General features: G+C 71.0%; 15 protein-coding genes. 10 read left to right on the forward strand and 5 right to left on the reverse strand.

Annotated elements, in window-relative coordinates:
- The first annotated feature begins 371 nt into the window (after positions 1-371).
- The 5 genes from AC067M_RS13620 to AC067M_RS13640 are packed head-to-tail and all read left to right on the forward strand — an operon-like array spanning position 372 to position 4,977.
- Positions 372-2,009: an ATP-binding protein gene (locus AC067M_RS13620; RefSeq protein ID WP_478697180.1), complete on the forward strand. Its 1,638-nt coding sequence runs from the start codon at positions 372-374 to the stop codon at positions 2,007-2,009.
- Entirely contained in the window at positions 2,006-2,413 is a 408-nt protein-coding gene (locus AC067M_RS13625) for a roadblock/LC7 domain-containing protein (protein ID WP_133929371.1), read from the forward strand. The genes AC067M_RS13620 and AC067M_RS13625 overlap by 4 nt, the downstream gene beginning before the upstream one ends.
- Complete coding sequence (locus AC067M_RS13630; protein ID WP_478697181.1) at positions 2,410-2,805, forward strand: DUF742 domain-containing protein; 396 nt, start codon at positions 2,410-2,412, stop codon at positions 2,803-2,805. Before AC067M_RS13625 ends, AC067M_RS13630 begins: the two co-directional genes overlap by 4 nt.
- Complete coding sequence (locus AC067M_RS13635) at positions 2,786-3,406, forward strand: GTP-binding protein (RefSeq protein ID WP_478697182.1); 621 nt, start codon at positions 2,786-2,788, stop codon at positions 3,404-3,406. Before AC067M_RS13630 ends, AC067M_RS13635 begins: the two co-directional genes overlap by 20 nt.
- Positions 3,407-3,456: 50 nt before the next feature.
- Positions 3,457-4,977 carry a cytochrome P450 gene (locus tag AC067M_RS13640; protein WP_478697183.1) on the forward strand — a complete coding sequence of 507 codons (1,521 nt, stop codon included), beginning with the start codon at positions 3,457-3,459 and terminating at the stop codon, positions 4,975-4,977.
- On the opposite strand, the gene AC067M_RS13645 is transcribed toward AC067M_RS13640, so the two are convergent.
- Positions 4,971-5,921 (reverse strand): RluA family pseudouridine synthase, encoded by a 951-nt coding sequence (locus AC067M_RS13645; protein ID WP_478697184.1) that lies wholly within the window; start codon positions 5,919-5,921, stop codon positions 4,971-4,973. The genes AC067M_RS13640 and AC067M_RS13645 overlap by 7 nt on opposite strands.
- Positions 5,922-6,032: 111 nt before the next feature.
- Between AC067M_RS13645 and AC067M_RS13650 the strand changes: the two genes are divergently transcribed.
- A complete protein-coding gene (locus tag AC067M_RS13650; protein WP_478697185.1) occupies positions 6,033-6,614 on the forward strand; it encodes a GNAT family N-acetyltransferase in 582 nt (193 codons plus the stop codon).
- 12 nt (positions 6,615-6,626) lie between these two features.
- Here AC067M_RS13650 and AC067M_RS13655 read toward each other — a convergent pair whose 3' ends face one another.
- From AC067M_RS13655 to AC067M_RS13665, 3 genes are all read right to left on the reverse strand, one after another.
- Positions 6,627-7,163 carry a GNAT family N-acetyltransferase gene (locus AC067M_RS13655; protein WP_478697186.1) on the reverse strand — a complete coding sequence of 179 codons (537 nt, stop codon included), beginning with the start codon at positions 7,161-7,163 and terminating at the stop codon, positions 6,627-6,629.
- A gap of 78 nt (positions 7,164-7,241) precedes the next feature.
- Complete coding sequence (locus AC067M_RS13660; protein ID WP_478697187.1) at positions 7,242-8,087, reverse strand: siderophore-interacting protein; 846 nt, start codon at positions 8,085-8,087, stop codon at positions 7,242-7,244.
- Between the two features lie 137 nt (positions 8,088-8,224).
- Positions 8,225-9,154 carry a 5'-3' exonuclease gene (locus AC067M_RS13665; protein WP_393625663.1) on the reverse strand — a complete coding sequence of 310 codons (930 nt, stop codon included), beginning with the start codon at positions 9,152-9,154 and terminating at the stop codon, positions 8,225-8,227.
- A gap of 197 nt (positions 9,155-9,351) precedes the next feature.
- On the opposite strand from AC067M_RS13665, the gene AC067M_RS13670 reads away from it, so the two are divergent.
- The 4 genes from AC067M_RS13670 to AC067M_RS13685 all read left to right on the forward strand — a co-directional run bounded on the left by AC067M_RS13670 (position 9,352) and on the right by AC067M_RS13685 (position 14,039).
- Positions 9,352-10,428: a quaternary amine ABC transporter ATP-binding protein gene (locus AC067M_RS13670; protein ID WP_478697188.1), complete on the forward strand. Its 1,077-nt coding sequence runs from the start codon at positions 9,352-9,354 to the stop codon at positions 10,426-10,428.
- Positions 10,421-12,247 carry an ABC transporter permease/substrate binding protein gene (locus AC067M_RS13675; protein WP_478697189.1) on the forward strand — a complete coding sequence of 609 codons (1,827 nt, stop codon included), beginning with the start codon at positions 10,421-10,423 and terminating at the stop codon, positions 12,245-12,247. The genes AC067M_RS13670 and AC067M_RS13675 overlap by 8 nt, the downstream gene beginning before the upstream one ends.
- A gap of 477 nt (positions 12,248-12,724) precedes the next feature.
- The gene (locus AC067M_RS13680) at positions 12,725-13,303 is read left to right on the forward strand and encodes a helix-turn-helix domain-containing protein (RefSeq protein ID WP_478697190.1); all 579 of its coding nucleotides are present in this window, start codon (positions 12,725-12,727) and stop codon (positions 13,301-13,303) included.
- 16 nt (positions 13,304-13,319) lie between these two features.
- On the forward strand, positions 13,320-14,039 hold the full coding sequence (locus tag AC067M_RS13685; protein WP_478697191.1) for a helical backbone metal receptor: 720 nt from the start codon (positions 13,320-13,322) through the stop codon (positions 14,037-14,039).
- On the opposite strand, the gene AC067M_RS13690 is transcribed toward AC067M_RS13685, so the two are convergent.
- Positions 13,951-15,102: a TDT family transporter gene (locus AC067M_RS13690; RefSeq protein WP_478697192.1), complete on the reverse strand. Its 1,152-nt coding sequence runs from the start codon at positions 15,100-15,102 to the stop codon at positions 13,951-13,953. The genes AC067M_RS13685 and AC067M_RS13690 overlap by 89 nt on opposite strands.
- Positions 15,103-15,139: the final 37 nt, after the last annotated feature.

The following is a 15,139-nucleotide window of genomic DNA, read 5'->3' on the forward strand; positions in this document are numbered from 1 at the left end:
GGTGCGGGTGGTCCGTGGCTTGTCGCGCCCACGGGGCGGAGCCGCACATGGATACAGCCCCGCGCCCCTGAAAAGCCGCTCACCCTTCGGGGTGAGCGGCTTTCGTATGCACGTACGCCGTGACGTTCCGTGTTCGACTGAAGGCACTGAGTGTAAAATGGGTGAGCGTACTCCTCTTGCGGGCCCGGTTTCAGGTGCTTGCCGAATATGACACAGCGATGATCCGGTCGGACTAAGCTCGCCCGCAGCGCACCGAGTTGAGAGTATTCGTGCGTTTGTTCCCGAATCTTCTCGAAGATCCGGAGCGTTTGTATGACACACCCCCCTGCAAGCTCCACCGATCCCCAGCCGACTCGTTTCAGAGGGCCCACATGGTGAGTGTTCAATCCCCACCCGGACGCCGTGAACTTCCCTACGCGCGCGTGCTGTTGTTCCCCGCGATACTGATGGCCGCGGCCACCGGGGCCGCCGTCGCACTCGTGGCGGAGCCGGCCCGGATCGCCGTCGGCGTGTGCGGAGCCGTAGCCACCGTCCTGGTGATCGTGGCGGCGGCCGAGGCGGTGCGCCGAGGCCGACAGATGCGCAACCTCCGCGCGGAGCACGCCCAGCACACCGCGCACCTCCATCAGCGCATCGCCGCCCGCGAGGCGGAGAGCAACCACCTCGGGTACGAACTGCTGCCCAGCGCGCTCCAGCGGATGAAGCGCGGGTTTTCACCCAGGGAGGTGATGCTGCAACTGGCGGAGTACGAGCCCTCCTTCAAAGACCTCCCCGAGGGGCACCGCGAGGTGATCAGGTCCGTGCTCGCGATCGTCGACATGGAGGAGAACATCCGTGACTCCGCGCTGAGCTCCTTCGTCAGCATCGCCCGTCGCGTCCAGGCGATCGTCCACCAACAGGCCAAGGAACTCCGCGAGATGGAGGAGGACCACGGCCGCAATCCCGAGGTCTTCGACGACCTGCTGCGCATCGACCACGGCAACGCCCTGATCGGCCGACTCGCCGACTCCGTCGCCGTGCTGGGCGGCGGCCGCCCCGGCCGCCAGTGGCCCCAGCCCGTGCCGCTGTACAGCGTGCTGCGCGGCGCCATGTCCCGGATCCTTGAGTACCCCCGCATCTCGCTGGACTCCATCGCCAAGGTCAACATCCGCGGCATCTCCGTCGAGCCGGTCATCCACGCGGCCGCCGAACTCCTCGACAACGCCACCCGCTACTCGCCGCCGACGAGCAAGGTGCACGTCAACGCGACCGAGGTGCAGACCGGCATCGCCATCGAGATCGAGGACGCCGGCGTCAGCCTCACCGACGAATCCCGCGCCAAGGTCGAGGGCATGCTGGAGGCCGCCAAGGCCGGTGTCGCCATCCAGGACATGAACGACAGCACCCCGCGCCTGGGCCTCGCGATCGTCGGCCGCCTGTGCACGCAGTTCAACCTGCAGTGCTCGCTGCGAGCCTCCGCGTACGGCGGTGTCCGCGCCGTCCTCATCATTCCGAGCGAGATGCTCACCGACGCCCCGGCCTCCGGCTACGCCCACGGCATCGGCGCCACCTCCCTGCCCACGGTCGGCCCCGACGCGGTCGAGGGTCCCAAGCGCCGGCCGAAGAAGCGCCGCCCCACCAGCCCGAAGATCCCGGACTCGGTCCCCATGGAGGACGAGATCCCCGAGGTCACCGAGTGGACCGACAAGGGACTGCCGCAGCGCCGCAGCCGCATGAAGACCCCCCTGTCCCAGCGCTACGCCGAGATGGCCGAGGCCGAGCGGCTCGAGCGCGAGGGCAAGGAGGACATCTGGACCAAGCACCAGCGCCAGGCCGAACCCGAGCCCGAGCCCGAGGACGACGCCCCGCCCCCCGGCATGTGGGTCGAGGCCTTCTGGGAGGGCCTGAAGAAGGACAACCCGGGCGTCCACCCGACCGACTTCACACGCAATCCGACCGCGTACACGCATCTGCTCAAGAACTCGCCTCTGGGCAGGACCGACACCGACGACGAGGGGGACCTCAAGTGATCCAGCAGCGAGGCAACCTGGACTGGATTCTCAAGCAGCTGGACGACGGTGTACCGGGCATCCACATGATCGTGGTGCTGTCGGCCGACGGACTGCGCATCGCCCGCTACGGCGGTGACCCCGACGCCGCCGACCGGGTCGCCGCGGCCTGCGCGGGCATGCAGAGCCTGGCGAGCGCCGTCTCCGACGAGATCCCCAGCGTCACCGGCGACATGAGCCTGGTCGTCATCGAGATGAAGGGCGGCTACTTCTACCTGATGTCCGCCGGCGCCAACGCCTACCTCGCGGTCCTCTCCGACGTGACCTGCGAACCCGGCCGGATGAGCGCGATGATGCGCGACCTGGTCGTCCGCATCGGCAGCCATCTCACCAGCCCGCCCCGACGCAACGGGCAGACCGTATGACGCCTCCACAACGTCAGCGGCGACAGCCCGTCGAACAGCCCCCGCCGCAGCCTCCCGAGGAGGGCGAGGGCAAACAGCCGGAACGGCTGTACGTCATCACGGGTCCGGACGGCGAGCGCGCGCCCATGGACCTGGTGACCTTAATGGTGGCGCACGCCGACCCGCCCTCCTCCGTCACCCCCGAGCAGGCGGCCGTGCTGCGGCTGTGCGCCAACCCGCTGTCCGTGGCGGAGGTGTCCGCCTACCTCCAGCTGCCGTTCAGCGTGGTGACCGTGCTGCTCACCGAGATGCTGGCGACGGAACTGGTCCACGCGCGCGCCCCGATCGTCCGCCAGAAAATCCCCGACCGTTCCCTCCTCGAAGCGGTGATGCATGGACTTCAAAGGCTCTGACACCATCCCCGGCCCACGGGCCGAGGACCATCTGCCGCAGTCGACCCAGGCCGCGGCGAAGATCGTCATCGTGGGCGGCTTCGGAGTCGGCAAGACGACCATGGTCGGCTCGGTCAGCGAGATCAAGCCGCTGACCACCGAGGAGACCATGACGGAGGCCGGGATCGGGGTCGACGACAACTACGGCTCCGACACCAAGACCGCCACCACCGTGGCCATGGACTTCGGCCGCATCCGCATCACCGAACAACTCGTGCTGTACCTGTTCGGCACCCCGGGCCAGGAACGCTTCTGGTTCCTGTGGAACGGCCTGTTCGAGGGCGCGCTCGGCGCGGTCGTCCTGCTCGACACCCGCCGCCTGGAGGTCAGCTTCGACGTCATGGGCCGGCTGGAGGAACGCGGAGTGCCCTTCGTGGTCGCCGTCAACACCTTCCCCGACGGCCCTCGTTACCCGGTCGAGGACCTCCGCGCCGCACTCGATCTGCCGCCGGAGGTCCCGATCGTGGAGTGCGACGCCCGCCGGCGCGCCTCCAGCCGCGACGTCCTGATGACCCTGATGCGCTTCCTGCACTCCCTGGCACTGTCCGGCAGCCTCACCTGATACCCGTACGCCCTCCCCCTCAGATCCACTCAGCTTGGAAAGCGATCCCTGTGACGCCTGAACACCACTCCTCGACCGGTACGGACGACCTCACTCTCGATCCGCCCCCCGGCTGCCCCGCCCACGACCGCGGCCCCGGGGGACTCAGGCGGCTCTACGGCCCCGAGGCGGAGGACCTGGGGGAGCTCTACGAGGAACTCCGCGACGAACACGGGCCGGTGGCGCCCGCCCTGCTCCACGACGACGTGCCGATGTGGGTGGTCCTCGGCCACTCCGAGAACCTCCAGATGCTGCGCACGCCGTCGGTGTACACCCGCGACAGCCGCGTCTGGACCCCGCTGCTGGACGGCGCCGTCAAGCCCGACCACCCTCTGATGCCGCACATCGCCTGGCAGCCCATCTGTGCCCACGCCGAGGGAGACGAACACCTGCGGCTGCGCGGCGCGGTCCTGGGCGCCATGTCGACGATCGACCACCGCGGTGTGCGCCGCCACATCAACCGCTACACCCAGCTGCTGGTCAACGAGTTCTGCGAGACGGGCAGCGCCGACCTGGTCGGCCAGTTCGCCGAGCACCTGCCCATGGCCATCATGTGCGAGATCCTCGGCATGTCCGACGAGTACAACGACCGGCTCGTACACGCCGCCCGCGACGCGCTCAAGGGCACCGAGACCGCGATCGCGAGCCATGGCTACGTCATGGAGGTGCTGAGCCGGGCCGCCGCCCGCCGCCGCGCCCAGCCCGGCGAGGACTTCACCAGCCACCTCATCGCCCACCCGGCCCGCCTCACCGACGACGAGGTCAGGGAGCACCTGCGCCTGGTGCTCTTCGCCGCCTATGAGGCCACCGTCAACCTGCTGTCCAACACCCTGCGCATGGTCCTCACCCACCCGGGCTTCGTCGCCCGGCTCAACGGCGGGCAGATGACCGTGGGGGAGGCCGTGGAGCAGACCCTGTGGGACGAACCCCCGTTCAGCGCGATCCTGGGCTACTTCGCCAAACAGGAGACGGAGTTGGGCGGCAAACGCATCCGCAAGGGCGACGGACTGCTCTTCGCCCCCGCTCCGGGCAACATCGACCCCCGGGTACGGCCCGACCTGTCCGCCAGCATGATGGGCAACCGCTCCCACCTCGCCTTCGGCGCCGGGCCGCACGAGTGTCCCGGCCAGGACATCGGCCGCGCCATCACCGAGGTCGGCGTCGACGCGCTGCTCATGCGGCTGCCGGACGTCCGACTCGACTGCGACCAGGACGAGTTGCGCTGGACCACCTCGATCGCCTCGCGCCATCTGGTGGAGCTGCCGGCGCGGTTCGCGCCGCAGCCGCCGCAGGACATCATGCAGAAGCCGAGCCACGGCGCGGTCCCGCCGCCGCGGCCCGCCTGGCAGGTGACCACGGATCCGCAGCCTGCGCCGGTGCCCACGCCGGCACCGGCGCCCACCCCGGCGTCCGCTCCCGCACCGGCGCCCACGCAGGTGGCGCCACCGCGGCCCGAGCCGACGGCGCATCCGGAGCCGACCCGCAGGCCGGGTGCCTGGCGCCGCCTCGTGCGCTGGTGGCGCGGTTACTGACCGGACCAGGTCGCGTACGACGACCACGCCTGAAGCGTTCGCCTGCTGCGGAAGCGGTGCTCCACCCCCGTGACCGGATCGGTGAACTCCAGCGCACGCGCCAGCAGTTGCAGGGGGCGCCGGAAGTCACCGGCCGGCACGGGGTCGGTCACCACGGGATACAGCGGATCGCCGAGGATCGGCACGCCCAGCGTGTTCAGGTGCACGCGCAGCTGATGGGTCTGCCCCGTGGCCGGCACCAGCCGGTAGCGCGCCAGGCTGTCCGCCTGGTGTTCGACCAGCTCCACGCGGCTGACGGCGTTCGGCTCGCCCTCGACCTCGAGCGCGGTCAGGAGGCCGCGCTCCTTCACGATCCGGCTGCGTACGGTCCGGGGCAGCGCGAGAGCGGGATCGTACGGCGCGACCGCCTCGTACTCCTTGCGCACCCGCCGGTCGCGGAACAGCGTCTGATAGGCGCCGCGTTCCTCGGGCCGCACGGTGAACAGCACGAGACCGGCGGTGAGCCGGTCCAGCCGGTGCGCGGCGCCGAGCGTGGGGATGTCCAGCTCGCGGCGCAGCCGGGCGAGTGCGGTCTGGGTGACGTGGCCGCCGCGCGGGGTGGTGGCGAGGAAGTGCGGCTTGTCGACGACGACGATGTGCTCGTCGCGGTGCACCACCTCAAGGGGGAACGGCACGGGCACCTCGGGGGGCAGCTCCCGGTGGAACCACACGAACATCCCCGGCACATAGGCCGCGTCCGGCGCCACCGCCCGCCCGTCCGCCCCGACGACCAGACCCGCGTCGAACATGCCGTCGACCACCCCGGGCGCCGCACCCGTGAGCCTCTCCACCAGATGCTCCCGCACCGTGGCCCACGCGCCCTCTCCGGGCAACCGCACCCGCACCGGATCGATCCCGTCGCGCTGTGGCAGCGGGGAGGGCGGGGGAGGGGTACGACGTCTCATCAGGGCCAGCGTACGACGAGCCGGGGAGGCCCCCGGCAGGGGCCAGGTGGGGAAGCCCGAGGCAGGACAAAACCCGTTGGCCGGGGCTCGCCCGCTTGACAGGATGCGGACATGCCCTTCCTCACCAGCCCGGTCCTGCCTCCCGGCACCCTCCATCGCTTCCCGCAGCCCGTGATCCCGACCGGCGACGGACTGCTCCTGCGCCCGTGGCGGGCCGAGGACGCGCCCGCCGTGCACCAGGCCTTCCAGGATCCCCTGATGCACCAGTGGCATGTCCGCGCCGCCGACTCCGAGGACGAGGTCGGCACCTGGATCGAAGGGTGGCGCAAGGCCTGGGAGACGGAACGGGACGCCCAGTGGGCGGTGACCGACGCGGACTCCGACCGGCTCCTGGGGCGGGTCGCGCTGCGCGAGATCGTGCTCGCCGACGGTGTCGCCGAGGTCGCCTACTGGACCGCTGCGGCGGCCCGCGGCCACGGCGTCGCGGCGCGCGCCACGACAACCCTCTCCCGCTGGGCCCTCGACGAGGTCGGCTTCCACCGCCTGGAGCTCCTGCACGCCGTCGCCAACGAGGCCTCCTGCCGCGTCGCCGCCAAGACCGGCTTCGCCCTGGAGGGCATCAAGCGCAGCGCCCTCCTCCACCCGGACGGCTGGCACGACATGCACCTGCACGCCCGCCTCCAGGGCGACTGAATCGCCTGTGGATCAGGCGGGGGATGTCCCGTCCGGGGTCCTGTCCGCCGCCAGGGAGCGGGTCAACACCCGGGTGGTACTGCCGTCTGCCTCCGTGATGGACCGGACGTGCGCGAAGCCGATCTTGTCCAGCAAGGCCAGTGAGGCCTTGTTCGACGCGGCCACGGTCGCGTGCACCTCGGCCAGCCCGAGGGTGTCGAAGCCGTACGCGACGATCGCCTCCGCCAGCTCGCGCCCCAGACCGGCTCCCCACACCTCGGGGGCCAGGGCATAGATGATCTCGTAACCCTCGACCTCGTCGGTCGGCTTGATCTCGGCGTGCCCGACCAGACGTCCGTTCCGACGAACGGCCCAGACGTCGAACAGGCCCTCCGCGTACACCTTCGTGAAGATCCGCCCGAACAGAGCCCTGTCGTCCGCTTCGGACGAGGGGCCGTCACCCATCCACCGCGACACTCTCGTGTCCTGGAACAGCGAGACGAAGCTCTCCTCGTCCGCGGGGACATACCGATCGAGGAGCAGACGCTTCGAACGCAGAGTGGACGTCACGAGCGGCGAAGCTACTCACTCAACCCCCGGGCGGGCAAGCCGCTTTCGGGGAGTTCGCCACCGTCCGCTCGGGTCGGATCACACGGCCGGTGCCGTGCCCTCCTGCTCCGCCTCGACGCGGGCGTTCCACTCGCGCTTGGATGCCTGCCAGCCGTCCTCGTTCTGGCCGAGGCGCCAGTAACCGGAGATGGACAGGTCCTCGCGGGGGAGCGTGTGCTCGACGCGCAGCAGTTTGCGCAGTTCCTTCACGGCGGCGGCCTCGCCGTGCACGAAGGCGTGGACACGGCCCTCGGGGAACTGGAGCGCCCGGACGGCCTCGACCAGTGCCTGGCCCACGGGCCGCTCGCCCCGGTGCAGCCAGACGACCTCCACATCGGAGTCGATCTTCTGCTCCTCCTCGGGGCCGGCCACCTCCACGAAGGCGTGTGCCACCGCGCCGGGGGGCAGCGACTCGAGGGAGCGGGCGATCGCGGGCAGGGCGCTCTCGTCCCCGGCCAGCAGATGCCAGTCGGCGTGCGGATCGGGGGCGTATGCGCCGCCGGGGCCCATGAAGCGGACCGTCTCGCCCGGCTGGACGCGCGCTGCCCACGGTCCGGCCAGGCCGTCGTCGCCATGGAGCACGAAGTCCAGGGTCAGCTCGCGGTGTACGGGATCCCAGGCGCGCACCGTGTAGGTACGGGTCACCGGCCACTGCTCGCGCGGGAACTCCGCACGAATGCGTTCCAGGTCGAAGGGCTCGGGATAGGTCGCGCCCCCGGCGGGGAACAGCAGCTTCACATAGTGGTCGGTCGCGGTGTCCGCGGAGAACTCCGCCAGACCAGCGCCGCCGAGAACCACGCGCTGCATGTGCGGAGTCAGCCGTTCAGTGCGGACGACCTGCGCGGAATGGGGCTTCCGCGGCTTTCGAGCCGGACGTTCTGCCATGACGGCCTCCCATACGCCTAAATCCACACGCCGTTGGTTAGGGTTACCTAAGTTAGCATTCCTTTCTTGTTCAACGCCTCTCCCGAGGGAAATTCCCGACGCCTTTTGCGATCTCTTCATGTTCGAGCTGTCGATGTTCAGGCGCCCAGCGTCGTCAACAGCCGGTGCAACGACCCGCCCAGTCCCCAGCGCGCCGCCAGCTCCTCCAACCCCGCAGGATCCCGCGGCGCGCTCGGCAGCACCGTGTCCACGTCCGGTAGGGGTACGTCACCGGCGACCCGCACGACCTTCGGCGCGACGGCGACGTACGGCCGCGCCTCGTCGAGGCGTTTGCGCTGCGACGGCGTGAGCTTCGCCTTCGGGTCGTCGACAGCCGCCATGATCCCGGCCAGGTCGCCGAACTCGGCCAGCAGCTTGGCCGCGGTCTTCTCACCGATGCCGGGCACGCCCGGCAGGCCGTCGCTCGGGTCGCCGCGCAGCAGCGCCAGATCCGCGTACCCGCTGCCGTCGACCCCATACTTCTCACGCAGCGCGGCCTCGTCGGTGAGCGCAAGGGAACCCACGCCCTTCAGCGGGTACAGCACCCTCACCCCGCGCGCGTCGTCCACGAGTTGGTACAGGTCCCGGTCGCCCGTGACGATGTCGACCGGGCCCTTCGCGCGTGCCGTGAACGTGCCGATCACGTCGTCCGCCTCGTACCCCTCGACGCCGACGCGCGCGATGCCGACGGCGTCCAGAACGGCCTCGATGACCGGCACCTGCGGCGAGAGCGTGTCCGGCACCTCCTCCTCGTCCGGGCCCACCTCGCGCTCCTCGGCGACGCGGTGCGCCTTGTAGGAGGGGATCAGGTCGACCCGCCACTGCGGGCGCCAGTCGGCGTCCATGCATGCCACCAGGTGGGCGGGCCGATGGTCGCGGACCAGGCGGTCGATGAACTCCAGCAGTCCGCGCACCGCGTTCACCGGAGTGCCGTCCGGTGCCTTCACGGACTCCGGGACGCCGAAGTAGGCGCGGAAGTAGAGCGAGGCGGTGTCGAGGAGCATCAGTCGTCCGGTCACGCCACGCATCATGCCGTACGGGGCCGACAGTCACCCGCGGCATTCACTCGCGTGGCATCTGTGAACGGCCTGTGAAGTGGGCCACGGCCGCGTTTGGCCCTTGGCGCTTGGGGCAGGTGCCGCCTCGGAGCGACGCCGGTTGCAACTTCAACCTTTGCTGCCGAAGATCGCTCCCCTTTCCTTGCCCCCGAGACGAGAAGGTACGCGTGTCATCCAGGCTTGAGGCCGAACATCTCTTCAAGGTGTTCGGCAGACGACCGGTCGAGGCAGTGGAGCGGCTCCGCCAGGGAGCCGATCGGGAGGAGCTGCGCACCGACGGCACCACCGCCGCCGTCATCGACGCCTCCTTCACCGTGGACCCGGGCCAGATCTTCGTCGTCATGGGCCTGTCCGGCTCCGGCAAGTCCACCCTGCTGCGCATGCTCAACGGCCTGTCGGAGCCGACCGCCGGACGCGTCCTCTTCGACGGTCAGGACCTGACCGCGCTCGCCGACCGCGAGCTGCGAGAGGTCCGCGCGAAGAAGATCAGCATGGTCTTCCAGCACTTCGCGCTGTTCCCGCACCGCAGCGTCCTGGAGAACGCCGCCTACGGCCTGTGCGTCCAGGGCGTGCCCCGCGCGGAGCGCGAGAAGCGCGCCGCCGAGGCCCTCGCCCTGGTCGGCCTGGACGGCTGGGAGAAGTCCTGGCCCGACGAGCTCTCCGGCGGCATGCAGCAGCGTGTGGGCCTCGCCCGAGCCCTCGCCACCGACGCCGACCTGCTGCTGATGGACGAGTCCTTCAGCGCGCTGGACCCGCTGATCCGCCGTGACATGCAGGACCAGCTGCTGACCCTGCAGCAGACCCTGAAGAAGACGATCGTCTTCATCACCCACGATCTCAACGAGGCCATGCGCCTGGGCGACCGCATCGCCGTCATGCGCGACGGCCGCATCGTCCAGACCGGTACCGCCGAGGACATCCTCGTCCGCCCCGGCAACGACTACGTTGCCTCCTTCATCCAGGACGTCGACCGCTCCCGCGTGCTGACCGCGGGCGCTGTCATGGACGCCTCGGTCACCGCCGACGCCCCCCTCTGCGCCTGCGAGACCGCGACGCGCGAGACGCCGTTCGTGGAACTGTGCGCGATCAGCGCCCGTCTGTCGCACCGCGTCTCGGTTGTGGACGAGGCGAACAGAGTCATCGGAGTCGTGCCGCGGCAGCGGCTGGTCGGCTTCCTCGGCGACGAGACGGCCGCCCCCGCGCCCTGCGACAACCCGGAGGGGAAGGTGATCGCCCGTGCCTAGGCTCCACCTCGGCGACTGGGTCGACTCCGGCGTCGAATGGCTCGTCACCCACATGTCCTGGCTCTTCGACGCGATCAAGACGGTCGTCGAAGGCATGTACGACGGCATCGACACCGTCCTCACCGCCCCCGAGCCCCTGCTGCTCGCGGGCATCCTCGCGGTGCTCGCCTGGTGGCTGCGCGGTCTGGTCGCGGGTGTCCTCGCGTTCGCCGGATTCGCGCTGGTCGACTCGCTCGACCTGTGGGACCAGGCGATGTCGACCCTGTCCCTCGTGATCGTCGCCACCGTCGTCGCCCTGGTGATCTCCCTGCCGCTGGGCATCTGGGCCGCCCGCTCCAAGACCGTCAGCGCGGCCGTACGGCCCGTCCTGGACCTGCTCCAGACGATGCCGTCGATGGTCCTGCTGATCCCGGCGATCCTGTTCTTCGGCATGGGCGTCCCGGCCGGCGTCGTCGCCACCCTGATCTTCGCGCTCGCCCCCGGCGTCCGCATGACCGAACTCGGCATCCGCCAGGTCGACGCCGAGCTCGTGGAGGCCGCCGAGGCCTTCGGCACGACACCCCGCGACACCCTGCTGCGCGTCCAGCTGCCGCTGGCCCTGCCGACGATCATGGCGGGCGTCAACCAGGTCATCATGCTGGGCCTGTCGATGGTCGTCATCGCCGGCATGGTCGGCACCGGCGGTCTCGGCGGCGCCGTCAACGAGGCCATCGGCCAGCTCGACATCGGCCTCGGCTTCGAGGCGGGCCTCGGCATCGTCGTCCTCGCCATCTACCTGGACCGGATGACGGGTGCGCTGGGCACACACATCTCCCCGCTCGGCCGCCGCGCCGCCGCCAAGGCCCGCGCCACCAGCGGCCCGACGCTGTGGAACCACCGGCCCCGTCCCGTCGTCGCGGTCGTCGGCGTGGCCGTCCTCGGCCTCGTCGCCGGCGGTCTCGGCGTCTTCGGCGCCCCCGGCGGCACCGCCGAGGCCTCCGCCACGGACGTCGGCAAGGGCAAGGAGATCAAGATCGGCTACATCCCCTGGGACGAGGGCATCGCCTCCACCTTCCTCTGGAAGGAGCTCCTGGAGGAGCGCGGCTTCAAGGTCACCACCACCCAGTACGCGGCCGGTCCCCTCTACACCGGCGTCGCCACCGGACAGATCGACTTCCAGACCGACGCCTGGCTGCCCACCACCCACGCCGAGTACTGGAAGAAGTACGGTAAGCAACTCGACGACCTCGGCTCCTGGTACGGCCCCACCTCCCTGGAGCTCTCCGTCCCGTCGTACGTCAAGGACGTGAACTCCCTGGCGGATCTCAAGGACCACGCCTCCGAGTTCGACGGCAAGATCGTCGGCATCGAGCCGAGCGCCGGCATGATGGGCCTGCTCAAGGACAAGGTCCTGAAGGACTACGGCCTGGAGGGCTCCTACGACGTCGTGGACGGCTCGACCCCCGCGATGCTCGCCGAACTGAAGCGTGCCTACGCCCAGAAGCAGCCGATCGCCGTCACGCTCTGGTCGCCGCACTGGGCGTACAGCGACTACGACCTGAAGAAGCTCAAGGACCCCAAGGGTGCCTGGGGCAAGGGCGACGGCGTGCACACTCTCGCCCGCGAGGGCTTCGCCGCCGACAACCCCGAGGTCGGCAAGTGGCTGAAGGGCTTCTCGATGACCGAGGAGCAGCTCACCGGTCTGGAGGCACAGATCCAGAAGAGCGGCAAGGGCAAGGAGCAGGACGCCGTCCGCAGCTGGCTGCGGCAGCACCCGGGCCTGGTCGACAAGTGGGCCCCGGTCGCCAAGGCGGGCGGGAAGAGCCAGGCGGCCGGGTGACCTGACACTCCCGGACCGCCGGCCGAGGGGCGGGCATCGCCGTACGTGTCCCACACGCAGGGCGAGGCCCGCCCCTTCTGGCGTGACGGGGTGCCTACTGACGGGATCCGGACAACCACGTAACGTCAGGCGGTCACCCGAACTCCTCCTTCCCCGCAGGCGACGCCGACCGCGGCGGACGTGACGGCGGCCCCGCCGCCCGGACCGGGCACCGCCGCCGGCCCGCCGCACCCCTCCTGGTCAGCCTCTTCGTCCCCAGAGGGGACGAAGGCGGAAAACCGCTCCCGGCGAGGCCGTTGAGCTGATCTACTGGCGCGATCCAGCAGGTCCGGCCGACCGCCGCGTGACGTCGATGTGACGGGCGCATGAAACGGTTTGCCGAACCTGCGTAGGGTGCAGAGAACTCCTCAGAAGGAGTGCGCCCGACAGCGGTGCGCGCGGACGGCGGACCGAGGAGCGAAGGAGGGAGCCGGAGCGATGGGCGACCACAAAGAACAGCCCCTGCGGGTCGGCGCGGCCGTGCGGCGACGGCGCCGGGCCCTTCAGCTCACCCTGGCCGTCGTCGCCGAGCGCAGCGGTCTGTCGGTCCCCTTCCTGAGCCAGGTCGAGAACGACCGGGCGCGGCCCAGCCGCAGCTCCCTGGAACGGGTCGCCGACGCCCTGCGCACCACCGCCGTGGAACTCCTCGCGGCCGCCGACCCGGCGTGCAGCGTCGACGTCGTCCGCGCCGAGGAGACCGAACCGGGACCCGAGCCCCGGGCCCGCTCCCTGGTGCGCGGCCACCACCAGATGCACGCCTCGGAGTTCACCGGTGGCCACGAGGCGGGCCGTGAATTCCAGTACCGCAACGACCAGTTGATGTACGTCGCCGACGGAGCTGTGGAGATCGAGGCGGAGGGGCGCGCCTACCGGCTCGGCCGCGGCGACACCCTGTACCTCACCGGCGGGGTGCGCCACCGGTGGCGGGCGACCGTGCCGGACACGCGCGTGGTCGTCGTCGCGGTGGCCGAGCACGTCGAGGCGGTGCAGAACCGCTCCCACCGCTCGCGTTCGTGAAACGCGGGTGAGACGGATGCGAGTGGTCTCGCTGGTGCCGTCGCTGACCGAGACGGTCGCGGTGTCCGTGCCCGGTGTCCTGGTCGGCGCCACGGACTGGTGCACGCATCCGGCGGGCCTCGACGTCACCCGCGTCGGCGGCACCAAGAACCCGAAGGCCGAGCGGATCGTCGCCCTCGCCCCCGACCTGGTGCTCGCCAACGAGGAGGAGAACCGCGAGCCGGACCTCGACGCCCTGCGTGCGGCGGGCGTGACCGTCCTGCTGACCGAGGTGCGGGACGTACCGCAGGCCTTCCGGGAACTGGCGCGGGTACTGGACGCGTGCGGTGCCCTCTCCCGGCCGCGCTGGCTGGACGAGGCCGAGGAGGCCTGGTCGGCGCCGCCGGTGCCGGAACCCCGCAGGACGGCGGTCGTGCCGATCTGGCGCCGGCCGTGGATGGTGCTGGGCCGGGACACCTTCGCGGGTGACGTCCTGGCCCGCCTGGGCGTCGACCACGTGTACGCCGGGCACGAGGAGCGCTACCCGCGCGTCCCGCTGGACGACCTGCGCGCGGCGGCACCGGACCTGGTCGTCCTGCCGGACGAGCCGTACCGCTTCACCGCCGCCGACGGGCCGGAGGCCTTTGCCGGCCTGCCTTGCGCGCTCGTCAGCGGACGGCACCTGACGTGGTACGGACCGTCGCTGGCCGAGGCGCCACGGGTGCTGGGCGCGGCCCTGCGAGCAGCTCACCGCTGAGCAGTCCGCGCGCGGTGTGCGCGGTCGCGGTGACCCAGGCCAGCACCAGCACGCCGTACAGCACGAGCGCGAGCCCCTCGAAGGCCACCAGGCCGGTGTGCCGCGCGAGCGCGGTGGCGCCGGTGACGCAGGTGCCGACCGGGAAGGTGAACGCCCACCACGTCATCGCGAAGCCCATGCCCTGCCGTCGGGCGCGCCGCACATGCGCGGTGGCGAGGCAGAACCAGAGCAGGGCGAAGCCCATCACCGGCACCCCGTACAGCACCGCGAGCACACCGAAGCCGTCGCTGTACGGCGCCGGGACCACGCCCGGTGCCACGTCGGCGAAGGTGCCGACGGCGGTCGTGGACTGCCCGAGCGGGCCCAGGACGAGGAACAGGCTCGGGGTGAGCGCGAGGGGCAGCGGGCCCCCGGTGAGCAGCCGGGCGAAGATCAACGGCAGCGTGACCAGCGTCGCGAGCAGGCTGAGCCCGAACATCGCGAGGCAGGCGAACAGCAGGGTCTCCCGCGGCTGCCCGGGCGGCAGATGTGGCACGAGCAGCGGCCCGAGCGCCGCGGACACCATCGGCGCAACGAGAGGAAGCAACCACGCTCCCGTCGCCTGTCCCGGGTCGATGCGGTGGCGTACGGCCATCAGGTACGGGACGGCGACGGCGGCCGCGAGCCCGACGACCGTACCGGCGCTGAACAGCACGGCGTCGACCACGACCGCGGCGTGCGTGCCCGTCCAGTCCCGGCCGACGGTGACGGCGCCGCCGCCGACCGCGAGCAGGGCCATGGACAGGCAGCCGTAGAAGGGTGCCGTCGCCGGGTCGAGGAGATGGGCGCGGGCCTGGTCGCGGTGGTGCGTCCAGTGCAGGGCCCGGGCGGCGAGCAGGGTGAGCAGCAGGGCGAGGGAGAGGGCCCAGACGACGGTGCAGGCGGTGCGCAGGCCGGGCAGGCGGAGGGGGAGCGCGGTGCCTGCGAGGGCGACGGCGGCGGTGCCCATGACGGTGGCGTACCAGTTCGGTCCGAGGTGACGGACCGCCAAGGCGCGCGGGAGGGGGTGGGCGGCGGTGACCATGCGTCCACCGTCTCCCGGTCCGGGCGAGGCGACCAGT

Source organism: Streptomyces sp. NPDC043427, from assembly GCF_056436655.1.